This is a genomic window from Romboutsia sp. 1001285H_161024_C4 (assembly GCF_015550185.1).
Classification (GTDB): Bacteria; Bacillota; Clostridia; order Peptostreptococcales; family Peptostreptococcaceae; genus Romboutsia_C; species Romboutsia_C hominis.
This window is the reverse complement of the sequence record NZ_JADNAJ010000010.1, coordinates 1-22,493: the sequence shown is the minus strand read 5'-3', so window position 1 is coordinate 22,493 and position 22,493 is coordinate 1. Positions and strand designations below refer to the sequence as shown.

The 22,493-nt window shown below is 33.6% G+C and carries 40 protein-coding genes and 1 rRNA gene; all 41 read left to right on the top strand.

The window, feature by feature from the left end; translation table 11 throughout:
• The first annotated feature begins 5 nt into the window (after positions 1-5).
• Positions 6-137 (top strand): hypothetical protein, encoded by a 132-nt coding sequence (locus tag I1959_RS13195; protein ID WP_442971104.1) that lies wholly within the window; start codon positions 6-8, stop codon positions 135-137.
• Positions 138-542: 405 nt separating this feature from the next.
• A complete protein-coding gene (rpsJ, locus tag I1959_RS13190) occupies positions 543-854 on the top strand; it encodes a 30S ribosomal protein S10 (RefSeq protein WP_092921790.1) in 312 nt (103 codons plus the stop codon).
• 91 nt (positions 855-945) lie between these two features.
• Positions 946-1,575 (top strand): 50S ribosomal protein L3, encoded by a 630-nt coding sequence (gene rplC / locus I1959_RS13185; protein ID WP_092921792.1) that lies wholly within the window; start codon positions 946-948, stop codon positions 1,573-1,575.
• Positions 1,576-1,603: 28 nt separating this feature from the next.
• A complete protein-coding gene (gene rplD, locus I1959_RS13180; protein ID WP_092921794.1) occupies positions 1,604-2,227 on the top strand; it encodes a 50S ribosomal protein L4 in 624 nt (207 codons plus the stop codon).
• Positions 2,227-2,517 (top strand): 50S ribosomal protein L23, encoded by a 291-nt coding sequence (gene rplW, locus I1959_RS13175; protein ID WP_092921796.1) that lies wholly within the window; start codon positions 2,227-2,229, stop codon positions 2,515-2,517. Before rplD ends, rplW begins: the two co-directional genes overlap by 1 nt.
• 32 nt (positions 2,518-2,549) lie before the next feature.
• Complete coding sequence (gene rplB / locus I1959_RS13170) at positions 2,550-3,380, top strand: 50S ribosomal protein L2 (RefSeq protein ID WP_092921798.1); 831 nt, start codon at positions 2,550-2,552, stop codon at positions 3,378-3,380.
• A gap of 34 nt (positions 3,381-3,414) precedes the next feature.
• Positions 3,415-3,696 carry a 30S ribosomal protein S19 gene (rpsS, locus tag I1959_RS13165; protein ID WP_092921800.1) on the top strand — a complete coding sequence of 94 codons (282 nt, stop codon included), beginning with the start codon at positions 3,415-3,417 and terminating at the stop codon, positions 3,694-3,696.
• Positions 3,697-3,728: 32 nt separating this feature from the next.
• A complete protein-coding gene (rplV, locus tag I1959_RS13160; protein ID WP_092921802.1) occupies positions 3,729-4,064 on the top strand; it encodes a 50S ribosomal protein L22 in 336 nt (111 codons plus the stop codon).
• A gap of 22 nt (positions 4,065-4,086) precedes the next feature.
• Positions 4,087-4,902 carry a 30S ribosomal protein S3 gene (gene rpsC / locus I1959_RS13155; RefSeq protein ID WP_092921804.1) on the top strand — a complete coding sequence of 272 codons (816 nt, stop codon included), beginning with the start codon at positions 4,087-4,089 and terminating at the stop codon, positions 4,900-4,902.
• 33 nt (positions 4,903-4,935) lie between these two features.
• Positions 4,936-5,367, top strand: a complete 432-nt coding sequence (rplP, locus tag I1959_RS13150) for a 50S ribosomal protein L16 (RefSeq protein WP_092921806.1) — start codon at positions 4,936-4,938, stop codon at positions 5,365-5,367.
• Between the two features lies 1 nt (position 5,368).
• Complete coding sequence (gene rpmC, locus I1959_RS13145) at positions 5,369-5,572, top strand: 50S ribosomal protein L29 (RefSeq protein ID WP_092921808.1); 204 nt, start codon at positions 5,369-5,371, stop codon at positions 5,570-5,572.
• Positions 5,573-5,595: 23 nt separating this feature from the next.
• A complete protein-coding gene (gene rpsQ / locus I1959_RS13140; RefSeq protein WP_092921810.1) occupies positions 5,596-5,850 on the top strand; it encodes a 30S ribosomal protein S17 in 255 nt (84 codons plus the stop codon).
• A gap of 26 nt (positions 5,851-5,876) precedes the next feature.
• Entirely contained in the window at positions 5,877-6,245 is a 369-nt protein-coding gene (gene rplN / locus I1959_RS13135; protein WP_092921812.1) for a 50S ribosomal protein L14, read from the top strand.
• A gap of 22 nt (positions 6,246-6,267) precedes the next feature.
• Positions 6,268-6,573, top strand: a complete 306-nt coding sequence (gene rplX / locus I1959_RS13130) for a 50S ribosomal protein L24 (protein WP_092921868.1) — start codon at positions 6,268-6,270, stop codon at positions 6,571-6,573.
• A 25-nt stretch (positions 6,574-6,598) separates the two neighbouring features.
• Positions 6,599-7,141 carry a 50S ribosomal protein L5 gene (rplE, locus tag I1959_RS13125; RefSeq protein WP_092921814.1) on the top strand — a complete coding sequence of 181 codons (543 nt, stop codon included), beginning with the start codon at positions 6,599-6,601 and terminating at the stop codon, positions 7,139-7,141.
• A gap of 48 nt (positions 7,142-7,189) precedes the next feature.
• A complete protein-coding gene (locus I1959_RS13120; protein ID WP_071119031.1) occupies positions 7,190-7,375 on the top strand; it encodes a type Z 30S ribosomal protein S14 in 186 nt (61 codons plus the stop codon).
• 32 nt (positions 7,376-7,407) lie between these two features.
• Positions 7,408-7,806, top strand: a complete 399-nt coding sequence (rpsH, locus tag I1959_RS13115) for a 30S ribosomal protein S8 (protein ID WP_092921816.1) — start codon at positions 7,408-7,410, stop codon at positions 7,804-7,806.
• A gap of 30 nt (positions 7,807-7,836) precedes the next feature.
• A complete protein-coding gene (gene rplF, locus I1959_RS13110) occupies positions 7,837-8,379 on the top strand; it encodes a 50S ribosomal protein L6 (protein WP_092921818.1) in 543 nt (180 codons plus the stop codon).
• Positions 8,380-8,417: 38 nt separating this feature from the next.
• Positions 8,418-8,786: a 50S ribosomal protein L18 gene (gene rplR / locus I1959_RS13105; RefSeq protein ID WP_092921820.1), complete on the top strand. Its 369-nt coding sequence runs from the start codon at positions 8,418-8,420 to the stop codon at positions 8,784-8,786.
• Between the two features lie 27 nt (positions 8,787-8,813).
• On the top strand, positions 8,814-9,320 hold the full coding sequence (gene rpsE / locus I1959_RS13100) for a 30S ribosomal protein S5 (protein WP_092921822.1): 507 nt from the start codon (positions 8,814-8,816) through the stop codon (positions 9,318-9,320).
• A gap of 14 nt (positions 9,321-9,334) precedes the next feature.
• Positions 9,335-9,520: a 50S ribosomal protein L30 gene (gene rpmD, locus I1959_RS13095; protein WP_092921824.1), complete on the top strand. Its 186-nt coding sequence runs from the start codon at positions 9,335-9,337 to the stop codon at positions 9,518-9,520.
• 33 nt (positions 9,521-9,553) lie between these two features.
• Positions 9,554-9,997: a 50S ribosomal protein L15 gene (gene rplO, locus I1959_RS13090; RefSeq protein ID WP_092921826.1), complete on the top strand. Its 444-nt coding sequence runs from the start codon at positions 9,554-9,556 to the stop codon at positions 9,995-9,997.
• A gap of 40 nt (positions 9,998-10,037) precedes the next feature.
• The gene (secY, locus tag I1959_RS13085) at positions 10,038-11,306 is read left to right on the top strand and encodes a preprotein translocase subunit SecY (RefSeq protein WP_092921828.1); all 1,269 of its coding nucleotides are present in this window, start codon (positions 10,038-10,040) and stop codon (positions 11,304-11,306) included.
• A 15-nt stretch (positions 11,307-11,321) separates the two neighbouring features.
• A complete protein-coding gene (locus tag I1959_RS13080) occupies positions 11,322-11,972 on the top strand; it encodes an adenylate kinase (RefSeq protein WP_195238531.1) in 651 nt (216 codons plus the stop codon).
• Positions 11,972-12,721 carry a type I methionyl aminopeptidase gene (map, locus tag I1959_RS13075; RefSeq protein ID WP_092921832.1) on the top strand — a complete coding sequence of 250 codons (750 nt, stop codon included), beginning with the start codon at positions 11,972-11,974 and terminating at the stop codon, positions 12,719-12,721. Before I1959_RS13080 ends, map begins: the two co-directional genes overlap by 1 nt.
• Before the next feature lie 19 nt (positions 12,722-12,740).
• Complete coding sequence (locus tag I1959_RS13070; RefSeq protein WP_092921834.1) at positions 12,741-13,019, top strand: KOW domain-containing RNA-binding protein; 279 nt, start codon at positions 12,741-12,743, stop codon at positions 13,017-13,019.
• Positions 13,020-13,047: 28 nt separating this feature from the next.
• Positions 13,048-13,266 carry a translation initiation factor IF-1 gene (infA, locus tag I1959_RS13065; RefSeq protein WP_092727842.1) on the top strand — a complete coding sequence of 73 codons (219 nt, stop codon included), beginning with the start codon at positions 13,048-13,050 and terminating at the stop codon, positions 13,264-13,266.
• Positions 13,267-13,300: 34 nt separating this feature from the next.
• The gene (gene rpmJ, locus I1959_RS13060; RefSeq protein ID WP_002509257.1) at positions 13,301-13,414 is read left to right on the top strand and encodes a 50S ribosomal protein L36; all 114 of its coding nucleotides are present in this window, start codon (positions 13,301-13,303) and stop codon (positions 13,412-13,414) included.
• Positions 13,415-13,567: 153 nt separating this feature from the next.
• Entirely contained in the window at positions 13,568-13,939 is a 372-nt protein-coding gene (gene rpsM / locus I1959_RS13055) for a 30S ribosomal protein S13 (protein WP_092921836.1), read from the top strand.
• Positions 13,940-13,968: 29 nt separating this feature from the next.
• On the top strand, positions 13,969-14,364 hold the full coding sequence (gene rpsK / locus I1959_RS13050; RefSeq protein WP_092921838.1) for a 30S ribosomal protein S11: 396 nt from the start codon (positions 13,969-13,971) through the stop codon (positions 14,362-14,364).
• Positions 14,365-14,398: 34 nt separating this feature from the next.
• Positions 14,399-15,022: a 30S ribosomal protein S4 gene (rpsD, locus tag I1959_RS13045; RefSeq protein ID WP_166506192.1), complete on the top strand. Its 624-nt coding sequence runs from the start codon at positions 14,399-14,401 to the stop codon at positions 15,020-15,022.
• Between the two features lie 77 nt (positions 15,023-15,099).
• A complete protein-coding gene (locus I1959_RS13040; RefSeq protein ID WP_092921842.1) occupies positions 15,100-16,047 on the top strand; it encodes a DNA-directed RNA polymerase subunit alpha in 948 nt (315 codons plus the stop codon).
• A 19-nt stretch (positions 16,048-16,066) separates the two neighbouring features.
• A complete protein-coding gene (rplQ, locus tag I1959_RS13035) occupies positions 16,067-16,408 on the top strand; it encodes a 50S ribosomal protein L17 (protein WP_092921844.1) in 342 nt (113 codons plus the stop codon).
• Between the two features lie 494 nt (positions 16,409-16,902).
• Positions 16,903-17,733 carry an energy-coupling factor transporter ATPase gene (locus tag I1959_RS13030; RefSeq protein ID WP_195238530.1) on the top strand — a complete coding sequence of 277 codons (831 nt, stop codon included), beginning with the start codon at positions 16,903-16,905 and terminating at the stop codon, positions 17,731-17,733.
• Entirely contained in the window at positions 17,724-18,590 is an 867-nt protein-coding gene (locus tag I1959_RS13025; RefSeq protein WP_195238528.1) for an energy-coupling factor transporter ATPase, read from the top strand. Before I1959_RS13030 ends, I1959_RS13025 begins: the two co-directional genes overlap by 10 nt.
• Positions 18,584-19,381 (top strand): energy-coupling factor transporter transmembrane component T family protein, encoded by a 798-nt coding sequence (locus tag I1959_RS13020; protein WP_195238527.1) that lies wholly within the window; start codon positions 18,584-18,586, stop codon positions 19,379-19,381. Before I1959_RS13025 ends, I1959_RS13020 begins: the two co-directional genes overlap by 7 nt.
• A gap of 11 nt (positions 19,382-19,392) precedes the next feature.
• The gene (truA, locus tag I1959_RS13015; RefSeq protein ID WP_166506195.1) at positions 19,393-20,124 is read left to right on the top strand and encodes a tRNA pseudouridine(38-40) synthase TruA; all 732 of its coding nucleotides are present in this window, start codon (positions 19,393-19,395) and stop codon (positions 20,122-20,124) included.
• 119 nt (positions 20,125-20,243) lie between these two features.
• Positions 20,244-20,675 (top strand): 50S ribosomal protein L13, encoded by a 432-nt coding sequence (gene rplM, locus I1959_RS13010; RefSeq protein WP_092921854.1) that lies wholly within the window; start codon positions 20,244-20,246, stop codon positions 20,673-20,675.
• A gap of 28 nt (positions 20,676-20,703) precedes the next feature.
• Positions 20,704-21,096, top strand: coding sequence for a 30S ribosomal protein S9 (gene rpsI / locus I1959_RS13005; RefSeq protein ID WP_092921856.1), 393 nt, complete (start codon positions 20,704-20,706; stop codon positions 21,094-21,096).
• 78 nt (positions 21,097-21,174) lie between these two features.
• Positions 21,175-21,906: an N-acetylmuramoyl-L-alanine amidase CwlD gene (cwlD, locus tag I1959_RS13000; protein ID WP_240276230.1), complete on the top strand. Its 732-nt coding sequence runs from the start codon at positions 21,175-21,177 to the stop codon at positions 21,904-21,906.
• A 259-nt stretch (positions 21,907-22,165) separates the two neighbouring features.
• Positions 22,166-22,493, top strand: a 16S ribosomal RNA gene (locus tag I1959_RS12995); the annotation flags it as partial.

Below are 22,493 nucleotides of genomic sequence, written 5' to 3'. Positions count from 1 at the left end.
TGGTTATGCCTGGAGATAACATACAAATGACTATAGAGTTAATAAACTCAATAGCAATAGAAGAAGGATTAAGATTCGCAATAAGAGAAGGTGGAAGAACAGTAGCATCAGGTGTTGTTGCTTCTATAATAGAGTAATCTTTTCTTAAGTGATTAATCTATATATAAAGGGGGAGCTTGCTCCCTCTTTTTTGATATAAGTAATAAAAATTAAATAAAGTGATAAAATGCTAGTTATATTTATTTGACAATGGAGACAAAATTTTATATACTAAATGAGTGCCTTGGAAAAGGACACAAATCGAGTTTGTTCCTAAGTTTTACATAAAAAAATAAACTTTGTAAAATTATAAAAAAAACTTGAAAAATAGTAAAAAATGATTTAAAATATAATAGTGTGCTTGAGAGATACGAAAATATAAACTAAATCTTAGTTAAGGGCGACCGACTGTCGAGTGAAAAAACACAACACACCCGGAAGTGTGTATCGGCATAAGTCGTGCGTAACTAAAAGATAACGTGCGATAAAGGAGGGAAAATACAATGGCTAAAAATGAACAAATAAGAATAAGATTAAAGTCATATGATCACAAATTATTAGATTTTTCAGCTGCTAAAATAGTTGAAACTGCTAAGAAAGCTGGATCACAAGTTTCAGGACCTGTGCCACTACCAACAGAAAAGCAAGTAGTAACTATATTAAGAGCTGTTCATAAGTACAAAGACTCTAGAGAGCAATTCGAAATAAGAACTCACAAGAGATTAATAGACATAGCTAACCCAACACCTAAGACAGTTGACTCATTAATGAGATTAGACTTACCAGCTGGTGTTGATATAGAAATAAAGTTATAATAGCAACCTAAGATACTTATCCTATAAGGTAACTATCTTAGAATGATTATACAATAGTATAATCCGCTGTAAGATTATAGGAGGTGCTAATATGAAAGGAATATTAGGAAGAAAAGTTGGAATGACTCAAATATTCACTGAAGAAGGTATAGTAGTACCAGTAACAGTGGTTGAGGCAGGACCAGTAGTTGTAACTCAAGTTAAAACAACTGAAAAAGATGGATACAACGCAGTTCAAGTTGGTTTTGAAGATGCTAAAGAAAAATCTTTAAACAAGCCTCAAAAAGGTCATTTAGCTGCTGCTAATGTATTAAAGAAACACTTAAAAGAATTCAGAGTAGAATCTACAGAAGAATACTCAGTTGGACAAGAAATAAAGGCTGATTTATTCGCTGCAGGTGAAAAAATAGATGTAACTGGAACAAGTAAAGGTAAGGGATTCCAAGGTCCTATAAAGAGACATGGACAATCTAGAGGTCCTGAATCTCACGGTTCTAGATACCACAGAAGACCAGGTTCAATGGGAGCATGTTCTTTCCCAGGTAGAGTTTTCAAAAACAAAAAATTAGCTGGACACATGGGTAGCGTTAAAGTTACTATACAAAACTTAGAAGTTGTTAAAGTAGATGCTGATAAGAACCTTATATTAGTTAAGGGTGCTATACCAGGAGCTAAAGGTTCAGTAGTAACTATAAAGGAAGCTGTTAAAGCTTCTAAATAATAACTAACCTAAGAAAGGAGGAAGCACAATGCCAAAATTAAATGTATTAAATATAACTGGACAAAACGTTGGGGAAATAGAATTAGCTGATGCTATATTCAACGTAGAAGTTAACGAACACGTTTTATATGAAGTTGTTAAAAATCAATTAGCAAACAAGAGACAAGGTACTCAATCTGCTAAAACTAGAGCAGAAGTTAGAGGTGGCGGAAGAAAACCTTGGAAACAAAAAGGAACAGGTAGAGCTAGACAAGGTTCTATAAGAGCTGTACAATGGGTTGGCGGAGGAGTTGCCTTTGCACCTAAGCCAAGAGATTACAGATATACTTTACCTAAGAAAGTTAGAAGATTAGCTATGAAATCTGCTTTATCTTCAAAAGTTCAAAATGGTGAAATGATAGTATTAGATGCTTTAACAATGGAAGCTCCTAAGACTAAAGAATTCGCTGCTATATTAAAGAACATAAACGCTGCTAAGAAAGCTTTAGTAGTAACTGCTGAAAACAACGAAAACGTAATAAGATCAGCTAGAAACATAGAAGGTGTTGCAACTGCTACAGTTAACACTATAAATGTTTACGATATATTAAAGTATGATTCATTCATAATAACTACAGACGCTGTTAAAAAAGTGGAGGAGGTGTACGCATAATGACTAATCCACATGATATAATAATAAAGCCAGTTGTTACTGAACAAAGTATGACTGAGATGGTTGGAAAGAAATACACTTTTGTTGTTGCTAAGAGTGCAAACAAAACTGAAATAAAGAAAGCTGTAGAAGCTATATTCGGAGTTAATGTTGAAAAAGTTAACACATTAAACTACGATGGAAAAGTTAAGAGAATGGGTAGATACGAAGGAAGAACTGCAAGCTTCAAGAAAGCAGTAGTTAAATTAGCTGCTGATAGCAAAGAAATAGAATTCTTCCAAGGTATGTAATTTAACCCTAGTAAACGAAGGAGGGAAAACAGATGGCTATAAAAAAGTTTAAACCAACTTCTCCTGCCTTAAGACAAATGACAGTTTTAGTTTCTGATGAGATAACTTGCAATGAACCAGAAAAATCTCTTTTAGTTTCATTAAAGAAGAACTCTGGTAGAAATGCTCACGGTAAAATAACTGTTCGTCACAGAGGTGGAGGAAACAGAAGAAAATATAGAATAATAGATTTCAAAAGAAATAAAGACGGAGTACCTGCAAAGGTTGCTACTGTTGAATACGATCCAAACAGAACAGCTAACATAGCTTTATTACACTATGCAGATGGTGAAAAGAGATATATATTAGCACCTGTTGGAATAAATGTTGGAGATACATTATTATCAGGACCAACAGCTGACATAAAGCCAGGAAATGCATTAGCATTAAAGGACATGCCAGTAGGTACTGTAATACACAATATAGAATTAAAGCCAGGAAAAGGAGCTCAATTAGTAAGATCTGCTGGAGTTTCTGCTCAATTAATGGCTAAAGAAGGAAAGAAAGCTTTATTAAGATTACCATCAGGAGAAATGAGATTCGTTTCTATAGAGTGTAAAGCTACTATAGGACAAGTTGGTAACATAGAACACGGTAACGTTGTTATAGGTAAAGCAGGTAGAAAGAGACATATGGGTATAAGACCTACAGTTAGAGGTTCTGTAATGAACCCTTGTGACCATCCACACGGTGGTGGGGAAGGTAGAACTTCAATAGGTAGACCTTCACCAGTTACTCCATGGGGTAAACCAGCTCTTGGATACAAAACTAGAAAGAAAAACAAAGCTTCTGATAAGTTAATAGTATCAAGAAGAACTAAGTAATAGATTTACTTTTGCTCGGAAAGGAGGAGTTTAAATGTCAAGATCAACTAAAAAAGGACCTTTCGTACATGCGAGACTTTTAAAGAAAATAGAGGCTATGAACGCTAGTGGAAATAAAGAAGTTATAAAAACTTGGTCAAGAAGTTCAACTATATTCCCTCAAATGGTAGAACATACTATAGCTGTTCATGATGGAAGAAGACATGTACCTGTATTTATAACAGAAGACATGGTTGGACACAAGTTAGGAGAATTCGTTCCTACAAGAACTTTCAAAGGACACAAGGACGACGAAAAATCTAATAAGAGAAAATAATTAATTTTTCGCTAAGGAAGGAGGAATAGCAAATGGAAGCAAAAGCTACTGCTAAATATGTACGTGTATCACCAAGAAAAGCAGGACAAATCTGCAGCCTTGTTAGAGGAAAAAATGTAGACGAAGCGTTAGCAATATTAAAGTTCACTCCAAGAGGAGCAGCTGATATAATAGCTAAGGTTGTTAAGTCTGCTAAGGCAAACGCTGAAAATAACCATGAGATGAACGTTGAAAATTTATACGTTGCATCAATAGTTGCAAACCAAGGACCAACAATGAAGAGATTCATGCCTAGAGCTATGGGACGTGCAACAATGATAAGAAAAAGAACTTCTCACATAGAGGTTGTTCTTAAGGAAAGAAAATAATAAATAGATAGGAGGGAAAGTAATGGGTCAAAAGGTTAATCCACACGGACTAAGAGTCGGTGTTATAAAAGATTGGGACTCAAGATGGTTCGCAGATAAAAAAGAGTTCGGAAATTTATTATTAGAAGACCATAATATACGTAAATTCTTAAAGAATAGATTATATTCTTCAGGAGTTGCGAAGATAGAAATAGAAAGATCAGCAAACAAGGTTAAGATAGACTTACACGTTGCTAAGCCAGGTGTAGTTATAGGAAAAGCTGGTGCTGGTATAGAAGCTTTAAAAGCTGAATTAGAAAAAATGACTAAGAAGACTGTTATAGTTAACATAGTTGAAGTTAGAAACCCAGATAAAGATGCTCAATTAGTGGCAGAAAATATAGCATTAGCTATAGAAAGAAGGGTTGCTTTCAGAAGAGCTATGAAACAAGCTATACAAAGAGCTATGAAGTCTGGAGTTAAAGGTATAAAAGTTTCTGCTTCAGGAAGATTAGGTGGAGCTGAAATGGCTAGAACTGAAGGATACAGTGAAGGAAATGTACCTCTTCAAACATTAAGAGCTGATATAGATTACGGTTTCGCTGAAGCTAACACTACTTACGGGAAAACTGGTATAAAAGTTTGGATATGTAACGGAGAAGTTCTTCCAACTAGAAACGGTGTAAACCCAAGAGAAGATAGAAGAGACAACAGAAGAAACAACAAGAGAAACGATAGAAGAGATAACAGAAGAAACGATAGAAGAGGGAATGATAGAGGAAACAACAGAGGACAAAGACCTCAAGGACAAAGACCTCAAGGATCAAGACCTCAAAGAACTGAAAAGAAAGATAACTAATATTAAAAAGGTTCGAGGAAGGAGGAAATACTCATGTTAATGCCAAAAAGAGTAAAGCGTCGTAGAGTTCATAGAGGAAGTATGGCTGGAAAAGCTCACAAGGGTAACAAAGTTACTTACGGTGAGTTCGGACTAGTTGCTTTAGAAGCTTCTTGGATAACTTCTAACCAAATAGAAGCTGCCAGAATCGCTATGACTAGATCTATAAAAAGAGGGGGAAAAGTTTGGATAAAAATATTCCCACATAAACCAGTAACAAGAAAACCTGCTGAAACTCGTATGGGTGCCGGTAAAGGTTCACCAGAATACTGGGTAGCAGTTGTTAAGCCAGGAAGAGTTATGTTCGAATTAGCAGGTGTTTCTGAAGAAAAAGCTAGAGAAGCAATGAGACTTGCTATGCACAAACTTCCTGTAAAATGTAAGTTTGTAAAGCGTGAAGATTTAGAAGTAAAAGGTGGTGAATAGGATGAAAGCTAAAGAATTAAGAGATTTAACAAGCGAAGAGCTAATGAATAGATTAAATGACTTCAAAAGTGAATTATTTAGCTTAAGATTCCAATTAGCTACTGGTCAATTAGAAAACACAGCAAGAATAAAATTCGTTAAGAAAGATATAGCTAGAGTTAAAACTATACTTGCTGAAAGAAAGTTAAACGAAACTAGAGCTTAATTTGGAAAGGAGGCTTTTTAACCATGGAAAGAGGAAGAAGAAAAGTTAGAATAGGCCGTGTTGTAAGTGACAAAATGGACAAAACAATAGTTGTTGCTGTTGAAGACTTCGTACGTCACCCATTATACAACAAGCCAGTTAAGAGAACTAAAAAATTCAAAGCTCACGATGAACAAAATGTTTGTAGAATCGGAGATAAAGTTAAAATAATGGAAACTAGACCTTTATCAAAGGATAAGAGATTCAGATTAGTTGAAGTTGTTGAAAAAGTTAAGTAGTTTATTGGTAAAGGAGGGATTACGATATGATACAACAAGAAACACGTTTAAGAGTTGCGGATAACTCTGGTGCTAAAGAAATACTATGCATACGTGTACTAGGCGGAAGTAAAAGAAGATATGGTAACATAGGCGACGTAATAGTTGCTACTGTTAAAAGTGCAACACCTGGTGGAGTTGTAAAAAAAGGTAAAGTTGTTAAAGCTGTTATAGTAAGAACTAAGCAAGGCGTGAGACGTAAAGACGGAAGTTATATATCTTTCGACGAAAATGCTGCAGTTATAATAAAAGACGATAAAACTCCAGTAGGAACTCGTATATTCGGGCCTGTTGCTAGAGAGTTAAGAGATAATGACTTTATGAAAATAGTTTCTCTTGCTCCAGAAGTACTATAATAAGGAGGTGCAATAGGACATGATGCGTGTTAAAAAAGGTGACACTGTTGTAGTTATAGCAGGTAAAGATAAGGGTAAAAAAGGTACAGTTACTAAAGTATTCCCTAAGGCTAACAGAGTATTAGTTGAAGGTGTAAACGTAATAACTAAGCACCAAAAACCAACTGCTATAAACCCACAAGGTGGAATAGTAAACAAAGAAGCTTCAATACACATATCTAACGTAATGCCAGTAGATCCTGAAACAGGAAAAGGTACAAGAGTTAGATTTGAAATGAAGGATGGAAAAAAAGTAAGAGTATCAGTAAAGAGCGGAAAAGAAATATAATTTAGCTTGAAAGGAGGGACCTTAAATGGCTTCTAGATTACAAGAAAAATACATGAAAGAAGTTGCTCCTGCTTTAATGGAGAAATTCGGATATAAGAATGTTATGGAAATACCTAAGTTAGAGAAAATAGTTATCAACATGGGTATAGGAGATGCTAGAGAAAATCCAAAAGGATTAGAAAAAGCAGTAGAAGAAATGGAAATGATATCTGGTCAAAAGCCAGTTATAACTAGAGCAAGAAAATCTGTTGCGAACTTCAAATTAAGAGAAGGTATGCCAATAGGTGCAAAAGTTACATTAAGAGCTGACAAAATGTACTACTTCATGGACAAGTTAGTATCTGTATCTTTACCAAGAGTTAGAGACTTCAGAGGAGTTAACGCTAACGCATTCGATGGTAGAGGTAACTACGCTTTAGGTGTTAAAGAACAATTAATATTCCCTGAAATAGAATACGATAAGGTAGACAAAGTAAGAGGAATGGATATAATATTTGTTACTACTGCGAAAACTGACGAAGAAGCACGTGAATTATTAAAATTATTAGGAATGCCATTTTCTAAGTAAGCTTAGAAAAGGCAATTTTCTAAGCTAAGAAAAGAAGGAGGGATTCCAGTGGCTAGAAAAGCGATGGTTGTAAAACAACAAAGAAAACAAAAGTACGCTACTAGAGAATACACTAGATGTACTATATGCGGTAGACCACATTCAGTACTTAGAAAGTTCGGAATATGCCGTATATGCTTTAGAGAATTAGCTTACAAGGGTCAAATACCTGGTGTTAGAAAAGCAAGTTGGTAAAACTTTGATATAAATGGAAGGAGGGTTTCAATATGACAATGACAGATCCAATAGCAGATATGCTTACTCGTATAAGAAATGCTAACGTAGTTAAACATGAGACTGTTGATGTTCCAGCTTCTAATATAAAGAAAGAATTAGCTAGAATACTATTAGAAGAAGGATTCGTTAGAGGATACGATGTAATAGAAGATGGAAAGCAAGGAATAATAAGAATACAATTAAAGTACGGACAAACAGGAGAAAGAGTTATATCAGGATTAAAGAGAATATCTAAGCCTGGTATGAGAGTTTACGCTTCTAAGCACGAAATACCAAGAGTATTAAACGGTTTAGGAATATCAGTAATATCTACTTCTAAAGGAATATTAACTGATAAGCAAGCTAGAAAAGAAAATGTTGGTGGAGAAGTAATCTGCTACGTTTGGTAATATAGACGAAAGATGTAAGGAGGTGCGATTATGTCAAGAATAGGTGTTAAACCAATAACTGTACCAGCAGGTGTTGAAGTTACTATAGCTGAAGGAAACTTAGTTACTGTAAAAGGACCAAAAGGTACATTAAGCAAGCAATTTGATGCTGCTTTAACTATAAAGCAAGAAGAAAATACTATAACTGTTGAAAGACCAACTAACAACAAGCAACACAGAGCACTACACGGGTTAACTAGAACTTTAATAGATAACATGGTAGTAGGTGTTACTAACGGTTTCGAAAAGAAATTAGAATTAGTAGGTGTTGGATACAGAGCTCAAAAGCAAGGAAAGAAATTAGTTATGAGTTTAGGATTCTCTCATCCGGTAGAAATGGAAGATCCAGAAGGAATAACAGTTGAAGTTCCAAACCAAACTGAGTTAACAGTTAAAGGTATAGATAAGCAATTAGTAGGAAACTACGCTGCTAAGATAAGAGACTGGAGAAAGCCAGAGCCATACAAAGGTAAAGGTATAAGATACGCTGGTGAAGTAGTAAGACGTAAAGAAGGTAAAACTGGTAAGAAGTAATAAATACCAAACTTAAACGCTAGAAAGGAGTGAGCCTGGTGATAAAGAAAGCTGATAAAAATGCAAACAGACTTCAAAGACATAAGAGAGTTCGTAGAAAAATAACTGGAACTACTCAAAGACCAAGATTATGTGTATTCAGAAGTTCTAATAACATATACGCTCAAATAATAGATGATACAAACAGAGTTACTTTAGTATCTGCATCTTCATTAGACGCAGACGTTAAAGGAGCTGTTAGTCATACAGGAAATAAAGAAGCAGCTAAAATGGTCGGAGAATTAGTGGCTAAGAAAGCTGTAGAAAAAGGAATCACTGAAGTTGTATTCGACAGAGGTGGATACTTATATCACGGAAGAGTTCAAGTATTAGCAGAAGCTGCTAGAGAAGCTGGACTTAAGTTCTAATAAGAGAAACAAAGGAGGGAAATGCACATGCGTCGTAAGATTATAGATGCCAGACAACTTGACTTAAAAGAAAAAGTTGTTGAAGTTAGACGTGTTACTAAAGTTGTAAAAGGTGGTAGAAACTTCAGATTTGCAGCGTTAGTAGTAGTTGGAGATGAAAACGGACACGTTGGTATAGGTACTGGTAAAGCGATGGAAGTACCAGATGCTATAAAGAAAGCAGTAGAAGATGCTAAGAAGAATCTTATAAATGTACCTATAGTTGGTACAACTATACCTCACGAAGTTCACGGACACTTCGGTGCTGGTAAAATATTAGTAATGCCTGCTAAGCAAGGTACAGGAGTTATAGCTGGGGGACCTGCTAGAGCCGTACTTGAGTTAGCTGGTTTAACAGATGTTAGAGCTAAATCTTTAGGAACTAACAACCCAAGAAACATGGTAAATGCTACAATAGAAGGACTTAAATCTCTTAAGAGAGCTGAAGATATAGCTAAATTAAGAGGTAAAAAAGTTGAGGACCTTCTAGGGTAAGGAGGTAGTAAGAAATGGCTAAATTACAAATAAAATTAGTTAGAAGTATAATAGGAACTACTCCTAACCAAAAGAAAAACGTAGAAGCGTTAGGATTAAGAAAAAGAGAACAAGTAGTTGTTAAAGAAGATAATGCCCAAATAAGAGGGATGATAGCTAAGGTTAGTCACTTAGTAGAAGTAACTGAAATAGCTGAGTAATAAATAGATAAGACGAATAAGGAGGTGCAATCCATGAAGTTACATGAGTTAAAACCTGCTGAAGGTGCAGTAAGAGCTAAGAAAAGATTAGGTAGAGGTACTGCTACTGGACAAGGTAAGACTGCAGGACGTGGACAAAAAGGACAATGGTCTCGTTCAGGTGGTGGAGTTAGAGTTGGATTCGAAGGTGGACAAATGCCACTTGCTAGAAGACTTCCTAAGAGAGGATTCAACAACATATTCAAGAAAGTTTATACAGAAGTTAATGTAGCTGCTTTAAACAGATTCGAAAACGGAACTGAAATAACTGCTGAAGTTTTAAAGGCTGCTAGAGTTATAAGCAAAATAGAAAAAGACGGCATAAAGATCTTAGGTGAAGGAAACTTAGAAAAGGCGTTAACAGTTAAGGCTGCTAAGTTTACTGCTTCAGCTCAAGAAAAAATAGAAAAAGCTGGAGGAAAGGCAGAATTAGTTTAATCTAATCTGCTGCTCTTAGCCGAATAGGCGGGGTGATATCGTGCTGTCAAACTTAAAACAAGCTTGGAAGCTTAAAGATGTAAGAAGAAAAATATTATATACTTTGATGATGATTGTAGTATTTAGGATAGGTGCAGCTATACCTGTTCCTGGAGTTGATACAAGTATTATAAAGGGAATGGTTGACTCAAATGGTCTTCTTTCCCTATATAATCTGTTCACTGGAGGTGCATTTAGTAACTTTACACTATTTGCATTAGGTGTAGGACCATATATCACAGCATCTATCATAATACAACTTCTAACTGTAGGTTTTGAAAGTTTGGAAGAACTTCAAAAGTCTGGTGAAGAAGGAAAGAAAAAGATTAATAAATATACTAAGTACATTGCATTAGCATTAGCTTTTGTTCAAGCTATAGCGATAACGCTAGGTATTGTAAGAGGAGCTTTAAAAAGTGATAATGCATTCTTTATTATAACAGTTATATTGACATTAGTATCAGCAAGTATGCTTCTAATGTGGATAGGGGACAAAATTACTGAAAAAGGATTAGGTAATGGAAGTTCTATTATAATATTTATAGGTATTATCTCAAGAATACCAGTAGATGTTATATCAACTGTAAACTTAGTAAAAAGTGGCAAAATAGCTATATGGGCAGTAGCTTTGTTAGCAGTAGTAATACTTTTAACAATAACTGCAGTCACATATATACAAGAAGCCACAAGAAAAATCCCAGTACAATATGCAAAAAGAGTTGTTGGAAGAAAGATGTATGGAGGACAAAGTTCTCATATACCTATGAAAGTTAATCAATCGGGAGTTATACCAGTAATTTTCGCTAGTTCACTTTTAGCATTCCCTCAAACTTTAGCAATGTTTATGGGTGCAGATGCTCAAGCTTTTGTGCAAACATATTTAAATCCAGTACAATCTCCAGGAGTTTGGATTTATAGAGCGCTTGAAGTTCTGCTGATAGTATTCTTCTCTTATTTCTATACTACTGTATCATTTAATACAGAAGATATAGCAAATAATATGAAAAATAACGGTGGGTTTATACCAGGTATTAGACCAGGACAACCTACAATAGATTATTTAAATAGAATATTATCAAGACTTACTCTAGCTGGAGCTTTATTCTTAGCTTGTATCGTTATGGTATCTGCTATAATAATGTTCTTTATGAAACTTCAAATAACACTAGTAGGTACATCTTTACTAATAGTTGTTGGTGTTGCATTAGAACTTAAGAGACAGTTAGAATCAAATCTGGTTATGAGAACATACCAAGGTTTCTTAAAATAAATTGGAGATGATAGTATGAGAATAATATTACTTGGACCTCCTGGTGCTGGTAAAGGTACTCAGGCAGCAGGTATTGTTGAAAAATACAATATACCTCATATATCAACAGGTGATATATTCAGAAAGAACATAAAAGAAGGAACAGAGCTTGGAAAGAAAGCTAAAGAATATATAGATCAAGGATTATTAGTTCCAGATGAGTTAACTGTAGGTTTAGTTACAGACAGAGTATCTCAAGATGACTGTAAGAATGGATTTATGTTAGATGGATTCCCAAGAAATGTTGCTCAAGCTCAACATTTAGATACGTTCTTAAATAAAACTAATATAGCTTTAGACAAGGTAGTTAATATCGAAGTTGATAAGGAAATATTAGTTGGTAGAGCTGTAGGAAGAAGAATATGTAAATCTTGCGGTGCTACGTATCATGTTAAGTTTAATCCTCCTAAAGTTGAAGGAGTATGTGATGTATGCCAAGGTGAATTATACCAAAGAGCAGATGACACAGAAGAAACTGTATCAAAGAGAATACAAGTTTACTTAGATGAAACTAGACCATTAGTTGACTATTATAGCAAACAAGGTATAATAGCTAACATAGATGGGGAACAATCTATAGATAAGGTATTTGAAGATATAGTAAACGCTTTAGGAAGTGAAAAATAATGATTACATTAAAATCTAAAAAAGAAATAGAACTTATGAGAGAGGCGGGCAAAATTGTCGCTGAAACTCATGAGATATTGAAATCAGCTGTTATTCCGGGAATATCTACACTAGAGTTAGATAAAATAGCTGAAGAGAATATAAGAAAATATAATGCAATTCCATCTTTTAAAGGTTATGGAGGTTTCCCAGGATCTATATGTGCTTCTATAAATGAAGAGGTAGTTCATGGTATACCAAATGCTAACAGAATTTTAAAAGAAGGCGACATTATAAGTTTAGATGTAGGTGCCTATTATAAAGGATATCATTCAGACTCTGCGAAAACTCATGGGGTAGGAATAATATCTGAAGAAGATAGGAAATTAATAGAAGTAACAAAAGAAAGCTTCTATGAAGGTTTAAAATTTGCTAAACTAGGATATAGATTATCTGATATCTCACACGCAGTACAAGCACACGTTGAAAAACATGGTTTTTCAGTAGTTAGAGATTTAGTTGGTCATGGAGTTGGAACTGAACTTCATGAAGATCCTCAAATACCTAACTATGGTCCAGCAGGTAAAGGTCCAAGACTTTTAGAAGGAATGGTCTTAGCTGTAGAGCCAATGGTTAACGCTGGTAAATATCACGTTAAAACATTAGCAGATGACTGGACAATTGTCACAATAGATGGCAAAAAATCAGCTCATTATGAGCATACAATAGCAATCACTGAAGATGAGCCGCTGATATTATCAGCACTTTAATCATAAAGTAGGTGAATAAATGCTATTAAATAAGCTAAGTATAGGTCAAGTTGTAAAAGCTTTATCAGGTAGAGAACAAGGAAGACTATTTTTTATAGTAGAAGTAGTTGACCATGAATATGTTTTAATATCTGATGGTAAGACAAGAAAACTTGGTAAGCCTAAGCTAAAAAAAGTTAAGCACTTAAAGATATATGACTTTATTAGCGAAGAAGCAAAACAAATGATTATATCTAAGCAGAATAATACAGATGCTTTTTTAAGAGCTCAACTTACTAAGTTAGATCAAAGGATTTAACTTATTGAAATGGAGGTTTGGTTAGTTAATGGCCAAAAAAGATGTTATAGAACTAGAAGGTACAGTTACAGAAAACTTACCTAATGCTATGTTTAAAGTAAAATTAGAAAATGGACATGAAGTATTATGTCACTTATCTGGAAAGCTAAGAATGAACTTCATAAGAATCCTTGAAGGTGATAAGGTGAATGTTGAGCTTTCTCCATATGACCTTACAAGAGGAAGAATCACTTGGCGTAAGAAGTAGACTATTTTAATATTAGTCTAAGGAGGGATTAACAATGAAAGTAAGACCATCAGTAAAACCAATATGCGAAAAGTGCAAGGTTATAAAAAGAAAAGGTAAAGTAATGGTTATCTGTGAAAATCCAAAGCACAAGCAAAAGCAAGGATAATAAATTATACTAGTAATTTGTAAAATTTTGTAGTATAATATTTAATTGTGATATTAGCAATTAAACTTTAAAATCGTTGAAATCTGTTTCGGATTTAACATGAATTAACACAAGTTTAGAATCGAAAAAATTAAGTGTAGGAGGTGCGAACTAATGGCAAGAATAGCTGGGGTAGATTTACCTAGAGAAAAAAGAGCGGAAATAGGCTTAACTTATATATACGGTATAGGTAAGGCAACTGCTAACGAAATATTAGCTAAAGCTGACATAGATCCTAACGTAAGAATAAAAGACTTATCAGAAGAGCAAGTTAACGAATTAAGAAAGATAATAGATAATGATTTCTTAGTTGAAGGTGACTTAAGAAGAGAAATCGCTTTAAATATAAAGAGATTAAGAGATATAAAATGTTACAGAGGTATGAGACATGCTAAAGGTCTTCCACTAAGAGGACAAAGAACTAAGACTAACGCTAGAACTAGAAAAGGTCCTAGAAAAACTGTATCTCGTAAGAAGAAGAAGTAATAAATAAAAACTAGATAGGAGGGAAAACAATGGCTAAGCAAAAGAAAGTTACACGTGTAAGAAGAAAAGAGCGTAAAAATATAGAACGTGGGCAAGCTCATATACAATCTACTTTCAACAATACAATAATAACTTTAACTGATGTTCATGGGAACGCTATATCAGCTGCATCTTCAGGACAATTAGGATTCAAAGGATCAAGAAAAGCGACTCCTTTCGCATCTCAAATGGCTGCTGAAACTGCTGCTAAAGCTGCAATGGAACACGGTTTAAAAACTGTTGAAGTATTCGTAAAGGGGCCAGGTTCAGGAAGAGAAGCTGCTATAAGAGCATTACAAGCTACTGGATTAGAAGTAACTATGATAAAGGACGTTACTCCAATCCCTCACAATGGATGTAGACCACCAAAGAGAAGAAGAGTGTAATTATATAAACAAGTAAATTAGGAGGTGTAAAGACATGGCAAGATACACAGGTGCATCATGCAGACAATGTCGTAGAGAAGGAATGAAATTATTCCTTAAAGGTGACAGATGTTATACTGATAAATGTGCTATAGTTAAGAGAAACTATGCTCCAGGACAACATGGACAAGGAAGAAAGAAAGTTTCTAACTATGGATTACAATTAAGAGAAAAGCAAAAAGTTAAGAGAATATACGGAGTTTTAGAAACTCAATTCAGAAACCTATACGAGCGTGCTGAAAAAATGGCTGGTATAACAGGGGAAAACTTATTAAGCTTATTAGAAAGAAGATTAGACAATGTTGTTTACAGAATGGGATTAGCTTCATCTAGAAAAGAAGCTAGACAATTAGTAGGACACGGTCACTTCTTATTAAACGGACACAAGGCTGATATAGCTTCTATAACAGTTAAGCCAGGTGACGTTATAACAGTTAAAGAAAGATCAAAATCATCTGCTAAATTCAAAGCTTTAGTAGAAAACAATACAAGAATAGCTCCTAAGTGGTTAGAAACTAACTTAGACGAAATGAGCGCTAAAGTTGTTGCTAACCCATCAAGAGAAGATATAGATCTTGAAATAGCAGAGCACTTAATAATAGAGCTTTACTCTAAGTAATAAATATATTTTAAAATTTATTTTTGAGATTTTGTTTACCCTCAGTGGATTAATAAATTTAAAGGAGGGTTTTGTCCATGATAGAAATAGAAAAACCAAAAGTAGATATAATAGAGCTTAGCGAAGATTATAGATATGGAAAGTTTGTCATAGAGCCTCTTGAAAGAGGCTATGGCATAACTGTAGGTAATGCTTTAAGAAGAATATTATTATCATCTTTACCAGGTGTAGCAGTTAATGCTATAAAAATAGATGGAGTTCTTCATGAATTCTCAACTGTTGCTGGTGTTAAAGAAGATGTTACTGAAATAATATTAGCATTAAAAGAACTTTCAGCTACTATAGATGGTGAAGGAAGCAGAACTCTTAAAATAGAGGCTGAGGGTCCATGTACTATAACTGGTGCTGATATAATATGTCCTTCTGATGTTGAAGTATTAAGCAAAGACTTAAAGATAGCAACATTAGATGACAATGCTAAGTTAAATATGGAAATAATGATAGATAAAGGTAGAGGTTATGTTTCTGCTGAAGAAAACAAGACAGAGCATATGCCTATAGGAGTTTTACCTGTAGATTCAATCTATACTCCTATTGAAAAAGTGAGCTACCATGTTGAAAATACAAGAGTAGGTCAAAAGTCAGACTATGACAAATTAACACTAGAAGTTTGGACTAATGGAAGCATAAACCCTCAAGAGGGAATATCTCTTGCAGCTAAAGTTTTAGTTGAACATTTAAATCTATTCATAGACTTAACAGAGCATGTAAGCAATGTTGAGATAATGGTAGAAAAAGAAGAAGACCAAAAAGAAAAAGTTCTTGAAATGACTATAGAAGAATTAGATTTATCAGTTAGATCTTACAACTGTTTAAAGAGAGCGGGAATAAACACAGTTGAAGAATTAGCTAATAAGTCTGAGGACGATATGATGAAGGTTAGAAATCTAGGGAAAAAATCTTTAGAAGAAGTAATCCAAAAGTTAGAAGAACTTGGATTAGGTCTAAAACCAAGCGAAGAATAGTTAGTGAAGGAGGGATATCATGGCTACTTACCGTAAATTAGGACGTGAGACAGCTCACAGAAACCTTATGTTAAGAAACTTAGTAACTGATTTACTAAGAAATGGAAGAATAGAAACTACTGTTACTAGAGCTAAGGAAACTAGAAGAATGGCAGAAAAGATGATAACTCTTGCTAAAAGAGGAGATCTTCATGCTAGAAGACAAGTTTTAGCTTATGTTATAGATGAAACTGTAGTAAACAACTTATTCACTGAAATAGCTCCAAAATATGCTGAGAGAAACGGTGGATACACAAGAATAATAAAGAAGGGTCCAAGAAGAGGGGACGCTGCTGAAATGGCATTTATAGAATTAGTATAATTCTTGTGAAGGATTAAGCTTATAGCTTAATCCTTTTTTAAATATAAATTTGTACAAAAATAATATCTTTAATCCACTGTAGGTTTGTTTTATAGCCTTTATAAACTATGATAGATTCTATAGTTTATAAAGGCTATATTTTTATATTCAGATAAAGTTAGGTGAAAAAAACAAACTTACAAAGGATAAAAATTACGGGGGAATAGTAGATAAAATCTATGATGTATAATTTGAAATATGATCCTTGCTTAGATATATTTATAGTTCATAAAATATAATTGAACATATAATTATAAAATTAAGAAAAATGTATGCTAGCGGCAGATATAAGTAGATTTTAAGATAAACGTACTTGTGTTTTTTGCGATGAACTATGATATAATACTAGTCAAAATGGTTTTTGTTCAAAAAATAGAGTTTATTAACACTAATAAGGTATTAGTTATTTATATATGACGAAGTTGCTTTAATTACTTATGAAAAGGAGTAAATAAATGAACAATATAGTAAAAGTGAATAATATATCTTATGAGTATATTACAGAAGATAGCACTTTTAAAGCAATAGACAGATTAACACTAGATGTAAAAGAAGGTGAATTTGTTGCTATAATTGGTCACAATGGTTCTGGAAAGTCTACATTATCTAAGAACTTAAATGCTATACTGGTTCCCACTGAAGGAGATATACTTATAGATGGAATGAACACAAAAGAAGAAGATAAATTATGGGATATAAGGCAAACAGCAGGTATGGTATTTCAAAATCCAGATAACCAAATTGTTGCTACAATAGTAGAGGAAGATGTTGCTTTTGGACCAGAAAACCTAGGGATAGACCCTATAGAAATAAAACATAGAGTTGAAGAGTCGTTAAAGAGTGTCGGTATGTATGAGTTAAGAGATAGACAACCACACCTATTATCAGGAGGTCAAAAACAAAGAGTAGCTATAGCAGGAATAATAGCTATGAAGCCAAAATGTATAATATTTGATGAAGCAACGGCTATGTTAGACCCATCTGGAAGAAAAGAAGTAATGAAAACTATAAAAAAGTTAAATAAAGAAGAAAATATTACCGTATTACATATAACTCACTTTATGGAAGAAGCAGTAGAAGCTGATAGAGTTATAGTTATGGAAAAAGGTAAAAAAATATTAGAAGGAACTCCAAGAGAAGTATTTAGTAAAATAGATGCATTAAAAGGTATAGGATTAGATGTTCCTTATATGACGGAATTATCTAGTATGTTATATAAAGAAGGTATAGATATAAAAAAAGATATATTAACTGTAGATGAGATGGTGATGGAATTATGTCGATAGAGATAAAAGGTTTAACTCATATATATAATGAAGGTATGCCTTTTGCGAGCAAGGCGTTAGACAATGTTAGTTTTGAAATTAAAGATAGAGATTTTGTAGGGTTAATAGGACATACTGGTTCTGGTAAATCAACATTAATACAGCATTTAAATGGGATATTAAAGCCTCATTCTGGAGAAATAAATATAAATGGATTTAACATAACAGATCCAAACTTAAACCTAACAGAAGTTAGAAAAAGGGTAGGAGTAGTGTTTCAATACCCTGAATACCAATTATTTGAAGAAACAATAGAGAAAGATATAGCTTTTGGGCCTAATAATTTAGGCTTAGACCCTGAAGAAGTTGATCGTAGGGTAAAAACATCAATGGAAGCTGTTGGGCTTGATTATGAACTGTTTAAAGATAAATCTCCATTCGAATTATCAGGAGGTCAAAAAAGAAGAGTAGCAATAGCTGGAGTTATCGCTATGAAACCAGAAGTACTTATTTTAGATGAACCTGCAGCTGGATTAGATCCAGGTGGAAGGGATGAAATATTTAATTTAATAAAAACACTGCATAAAGAAAATAATATGACAATAATATTATCTTCTCATAGTATGGATGATATGGCTAGGTTAGCAAAGACTTTGATAGTTATGAATAAAGGGAAAGTAGAATTTATGGGAACTCCTAAAGAAGTGTTTAAATCTAACTCTTCAAGACTTAAGGAAATAGGTCTTGATATACCTCAAGTATTGGAGTTAGCAATAAAGCTAAGGGCAAATGGATTTGACATAAAAGAAGATATCATAACTATACAAGAAGCTAAGGAAGAAATATTAAGAGTTATGAGAGGTAAAAAGAAATGTTAAAAGATATAACTATAGGACAGTATTATCCTGTAAATTCGGTAATTCACAAGCTAGATGCTAGAGTTAAGCTTATAGCCACTTTTGTTTTTATGATATCTCTATTTATAATAAATAAATTTTGGCCATATGCTATTGTTTTATTAGCTCTAGTAGCTATTATAAAATCATCAAAGTTACCAGGTAAATATATATTAAAAGGATTAAAACCATTAAGATGGATTATAATATTTACATTTGTAATTAATGTATTTTTCTTACCAGGAGATGTAATTTGGTCATTTGGTTTCTTGAGAATCACAAGTCAAGGTTTAGAACAAGCTATATTTATGGCTATAAGGCTTATATTCTTAGTTGTAGGGACTTCTTTACTTACCTTAACAACTACACCTATGGACCTAACAGACGGCATAGAGAGGCTTTTAAATCCATTAAACAAGGTTGGATTTCCTGTGCATGAATTAGCTATGATGATGACAATAGCTTTAAGATTTATACCTACTCTATTAGATGAAACTGATAAAATAATGAAAGCTCAAATGTCAAGAGGGGCAGATTTTGAAAGTAAAAATCTTATAAATAGAGCTAAAAACTTAGTGCCATTACTAGTACCTTTATTTGTAAGTGCATTTAGAAGAGCTGAAGAACTTGCTGCTGCAATGGAAGCTAGATGTTATAGAGGTGGATACAATAGGACAAAAATGAAACAAGCTATAATGACAAAAGCAGATTATGTAGCTAATGGTATACAGATTGTATATTTGGTTATAATTATAGCTACTAGATTTATGTAAAGAGGAAGACTATGAGAAATTTAAAACTTACGATACAGTATAATGGTCAAAACTATTGTGGATGGCAAAAGCAACCTGATTCTTTAGGTATACAAGGTACAATAGAAAAAGCCATTTATGACATAACTAGGGAAGAAGTTAAAATAACCGGATCCGGCAGAACTGATGCAGGAGTTCATGCTTTGGGTCAGGTAGCCAATTTTAAAACAAGCTCTAATATACCTGCAAGTAAAATGCCAAATGCATTAAATGCTAAGTTACCAAAAGATATATCTATAATAGACTGTATAGAGGTAGATGAAGATTTTCACTCAAGATATAGTTCAAAGAAAAAGAGATATAGATATTTAATACACAATAGTCCATATAGAAATCCTATATATAAGGACATATCATATCATGTAAAATATGATCTCGATTTCGAAAAAATGTGTAAAGAAGCTAAGAGTCTAATTGGTGAATATGATTTTAAAGGGTTCATGAGTTCTGGATCTTCAGTTAAAGACACTATAAGAACGATATACGATATAACACTAACTAAAGAAGATGGATTAATTGTTATGGAAGTAGAAGGTAATGGATTTTTATATAACATGGTAAGAATAATAGCAGGAACGTTAGTTGATATAGGTAGAGGTCGTATAACTAAAAACCTTGAAGAAGTAATAAAATCAAAAAATAGAGGAGAATGTGGACATACCGCTCCAGCACATGGATTATTTCTCAAAAAAGTTGATTATTAGCTTGACACACCAGGGGGCATATATTAAAATAAGTTAGAGTGTGTTAATAAGTCCACTTGCCCCGGACTTGACATAAACGGTAAAATTTTTATAGGAAAATAAGTTAAGGAGGGACAAACATGAAAAGTTATATAGCTAAGCCAGCTGATGTACAAAGAAAATGGTACATCGTTGATGCTGAAGGAAAAACATTAGGTCGTTTAGCAACTGAAATAGCGACAGTATTAAGAGGAAAGCACAAGGTTACTTTCACTCCACACGTTGACGGAGGAGACTTCGTTGTTGTTGTAAACGCAGAGAAGGTAGTTTTAACAGGAAAGAAATTAGATCAAAAAATGTACAGATACCACACAGGATACGTAGGTGGGTTAAAGGAAATAACTTACAGAGAAATGATGGCTAAGAAGCCTGAAGAAGTTGTATCACATGCAGTAAGTGGTATGTTATGTAAGAACAAATTAAGAAGCAGAATGATGACTAGATTAAGAGTATTCGCAGGACCAAACCATGATCATGCAGCTCAAAATCCAGAAGTTTTAAACTTTAAATAATAATTAACGGGTGAAAGGAGGAGTTATCATGGCTAACGTTCAATACTACGGAACAGGAAGAAGAAAGCACTCTGTTGCTAGAGTTAGATTAGTTGCAGGTGAAGGAAACATAGTAATAAATGGAAGACCAGTTGGAGAATACTTCAACTATGAAACATTAATAAGAGATGTTAAGCAACCATTAGTGTTAACTAACAACGAAAACAAATACGATGTTATAGTAAAGGTTGAAGGTGGAGGATTCACTGGACAAGCTGGAGCTATAAGACATGGTATATCTAGAGCTTTATTAAAAGCTGATGAAGAGTTAAGAGGAGCTTTAAAGAAAGAAGGATTCTTAACTAGAGATGCTAGAATGAAGGAAAGAAAGAAATACGGATTAAAGGCAGCAAGAAGAGCTCCACAATTCTCAAAGAGATAATATCCTATTTTATATGTTTGTACAAAGACTTTGGAATATTCCAAAGTCTTTTTTAATATAAATGTACAGGGTGATATTGTGAGAAAGTACATAAAACATATAATATTTTGTGTTATATCTATAATACTAGTAGTGGTATTTTCGTTTGAAATTCAAAGTGTATCGCAAGAGTCTATGGAGTATATGCCAGTAACCAAAAAAACCATAATACTAGATGCTGGTCATGGTGGGATAGATCCAGGAGCCTTGAATGAAGATAAAAGTATAACTGAAAAAGATGTGAATTTATCTATTACACTTAAATTAAGAGAATTATTAGAATCTAGTGGGGGTCTTGTTATATTAACTAGAGAAGAAGATGTTAGCTTGTATGAAGAAGCTAAAGGCAAGACAATTAGACAAAAATATAATGAAAATTTAAAGAATCGAAAAAAGGTAATAAACGAATCTGATGCAGATATGTTTGTATCTATACATATGAATGCATTAAGTGGAAAAGGTGCTTCTAAATATTATGGGGCCCAGACATTTTATCCAGGTGGAAAAGATGACTCTAAAAAGCTATCTAAATATATACAAGAAGAATTAAAGAGAGTAGTTGATAAAACTAATAACAGAGAAATTAAACCTAAAGATGACTTATATTTATTAAAAGAAAATGCAATACCATCAGTTTTAATAGAATGTGGATTTTTATCTAATGAAAAAGAAGCTAACTTATTAGCTGATGAAAAATATCAAGAAAAAATAGCTTGGTCAATATACGTAGGTATCCAAAAATACTTTAGTGATAATGAGAATAAAAATTGAAAAAAAGTAAAAACTAGGTTATATCTAATAAATAATTTATTAGATATAACCTAGTTTTTTATTAAAATAAAAAAAATATAAAAAAAGTATTGACGATTTAATTATAAGATGATATATTTATATATGTCCTTAAGAAAAGGGCAAAATAAGAACTTTGAAAATTAAACAGTAGGTTAATTTATATAACTGATTCTTAAAAGAATCGAAAACAAACCAAGCCAGATATTCAGATAATGATAGTCTGAGCAGGTAACAACTTTTATTTGAGAGTTTGATCCTGGCTCAGGATGAACGCTGGCGGCGTGCCTAACACATGCAAGTCGAGCGATTTACTTCGGTAAAGAGCGGCGGACGGGTGAGTAACGCGTGGGTAACCTGCCCTGTACACACGGATAACATACCGAAAGGTATGCTAATACGAGATAACATGAGAGAGTCGCATGGCTTTCTTATCAAAGCTTTTGCGGTACAGGATGGACCCGCGTCTGATTAGCTAGTTGGTAAGGTAACGGCTTACCAAGGCGACGATCAGTAGCCGACCTGAGAGGGTGATCGGCCACATTGGAACTGAGACACGGTCCAAACTC

Coding starts and splice junctions, on each gene's coding strand:
- I1959_RS13040 (WP_092921842.1), top strand. CDS start 15,100: ATGATAGAAATAGAAAAACCAAAAGTAGATATAATAGAGCTTAGCGAA.
- rpsH (WP_092921816.1), top strand. CDS start 7,408: ATGACAATGACAGATCCAATAGCAGATATGCTTACTCGTATAAGAAAT.
- rpsM (WP_092921836.1), top strand. CDS start 13,568: ATGGCAAGAATAGCTGGGGTAGATTTACCTAGAGAAAAAAGAGCGGAA.
- rpsC (WP_092921804.1), top strand. CDS start 4,087: ATGGGTCAAAAGGTTAATCCACACGGACTAAGAGTCGGTGTTATAAAA.
- rplN (WP_092921812.1), top strand. CDS start 5,877: ATGATACAACAAGAAACACGTTTAAGAGTTGCGGATAACTCTGGTGCT.
- I1959_RS13070 (WP_092921834.1), top strand. CDS start 12,741: ATGCTATTAAATAAGCTAAGTATAGGTCAAGTTGTAAAAGCTTTATCA.
- I1959_RS13080 (WP_195238531.1), top strand. CDS start 11,322: ATGAGAATAATATTACTTGGACCTCCTGGTGCTGGTAAAGGTACTCAG.
- rpsD (WP_166506192.1), top strand. CDS start 14,399: ATGGCAAGATACACAGGTGCATCATGCAGACAATGTCGTAGAGAAGGA.
- rplW (WP_092921796.1), top strand. CDS start 2,227: ATGACTAATCCACATGATATAATAATAAAGCCAGTTGTTACTGAACAA.
- rpmD (WP_092921824.1), top strand. CDS start 9,335: ATGGCTAAATTACAAATAAAATTAGTTAGAAGTATAATAGGAACTACT.
- infA (WP_092727842.1), top strand. CDS start 13,048: ATGGCCAAAAAAGATGTTATAGAACTAGAAGGTACAGTTACAGAAAAC.
- rplQ (WP_092921844.1), top strand. CDS start 16,067: ATGGCTACTTACCGTAAATTAGGACGTGAGACAGCTCACAGAAACCTT.
- I1959_RS13025 (WP_195238528.1), top strand. CDS start 17,724: ATGTCGATAGAGATAAAAGGTTTAACTCATATATATAATGAAGGTATG.
- rplF (WP_092921818.1), top strand. CDS start 7,837: ATGTCAAGAATAGGTGTTAAACCAATAACTGTACCAGCAGGTGTTGAA.
- rpmJ (WP_002509257.1), top strand. CDS start 13,301: ATGAAAGTAAGACCATCAGTAAAACCAATATGCGAAAAGTGCAAGGTT.
- rplB (WP_092921798.1), top strand. CDS start 2,550: ATGGCTATAAAAAAGTTTAAACCAACTTCTCCTGCCTTAAGACAAATG.
- rpsJ (WP_092921790.1), top strand. CDS start 543: ATGGCTAAAAATGAACAAATAAGAATAAGATTAAAGTCATATGATCAC.
- rplP (WP_092921806.1), top strand. CDS start 4,936: ATGTTAATGCCAAAAAGAGTAAAGCGTCGTAGAGTTCATAGAGGAAGT.
- rplC (WP_092921792.1), top strand. CDS start 946: ATGAAAGGAATATTAGGAAGAAAAGTTGGAATGACTCAAATATTCACT.
- I1959_RS13030 (WP_195238530.1), top strand. CDS start 16,903: ATGAACAATATAGTAAAAGTGAATAATATATCTTATGAGTATATTACA.
- truA (WP_166506195.1), top strand. CDS start 19,393: ATGAGAAATTTAAAACTTACGATACAGTATAATGGTCAAAACTATTGT.
- rplV (WP_092921802.1), top strand. CDS start 3,729: ATGGAAGCAAAAGCTACTGCTAAATATGTACGTGTATCACCAAGAAAA.
- rpmC (WP_092921808.1), top strand. CDS start 5,369: ATGAAAGCTAAAGAATTAAGAGATTTAACAAGCGAAGAGCTAATGAAT.
- rplX (WP_092921868.1), top strand. CDS start 6,268: ATGCGTGTTAAAAAAGGTGACACTGTTGTAGTTATAGCAGGTAAAGAT.
- map (WP_092921832.1), top strand. CDS start 11,972: ATGATTACATTAAAATCTAAAAAAGAAATAGAACTTATGAGAGAGGCG.
- rplO (WP_092921826.1), top strand. CDS start 9,554: ATGAAGTTACATGAGTTAAAACCTGCTGAAGGTGCAGTAAGAGCTAAG.
- rplD (WP_092921794.1), top strand. CDS start 1,604: ATGCCAAAATTAAATGTATTAAATATAACTGGACAAAACGTTGGGGAA.
- rpsK (WP_092921838.1), top strand. CDS start 13,969: ATGGCTAAGCAAAAGAAAGTTACACGTGTAAGAAGAAAAGAGCGTAAA.
- rplM (WP_092921854.1), top strand. CDS start 20,244: ATGAAAAGTTATATAGCTAAGCCAGCTGATGTACAAAGAAAATGGTAC.
- I1959_RS13195 (WP_442971104.1), top strand. CDS start 6: ATGCCTGGAGATAACATACAAATGACTATAGAGTTAATAAACTCAATA.
- rpsQ (WP_092921810.1), top strand. CDS start 5,596: ATGGAAAGAGGAAGAAGAAAAGTTAGAATAGGCCGTGTTGTAAGTGAC.
- rpsI (WP_092921856.1), top strand. CDS start 20,704: ATGGCTAACGTTCAATACTACGGAACAGGAAGAAGAAAGCACTCTGTT.
- rpsS (WP_092921800.1), top strand. CDS start 3,415: ATGTCAAGATCAACTAAAAAAGGACCTTTCGTACATGCGAGACTTTTA.
- I1959_RS13020 (WP_195238527.1), top strand. CDS start 18,584: ATGTTAAAAGATATAACTATAGGACAGTATTATCCTGTAAATTCGGTA.
- rpsE (WP_092921822.1), top strand. CDS start 8,814: ATGCGTCGTAAGATTATAGATGCCAGACAACTTGACTTAAAAGAAAAA.
- rplE (WP_092921814.1), top strand. CDS start 6,599: ATGGCTTCTAGATTACAAGAAAAATACATGAAAGAAGTTGCTCCTGCT.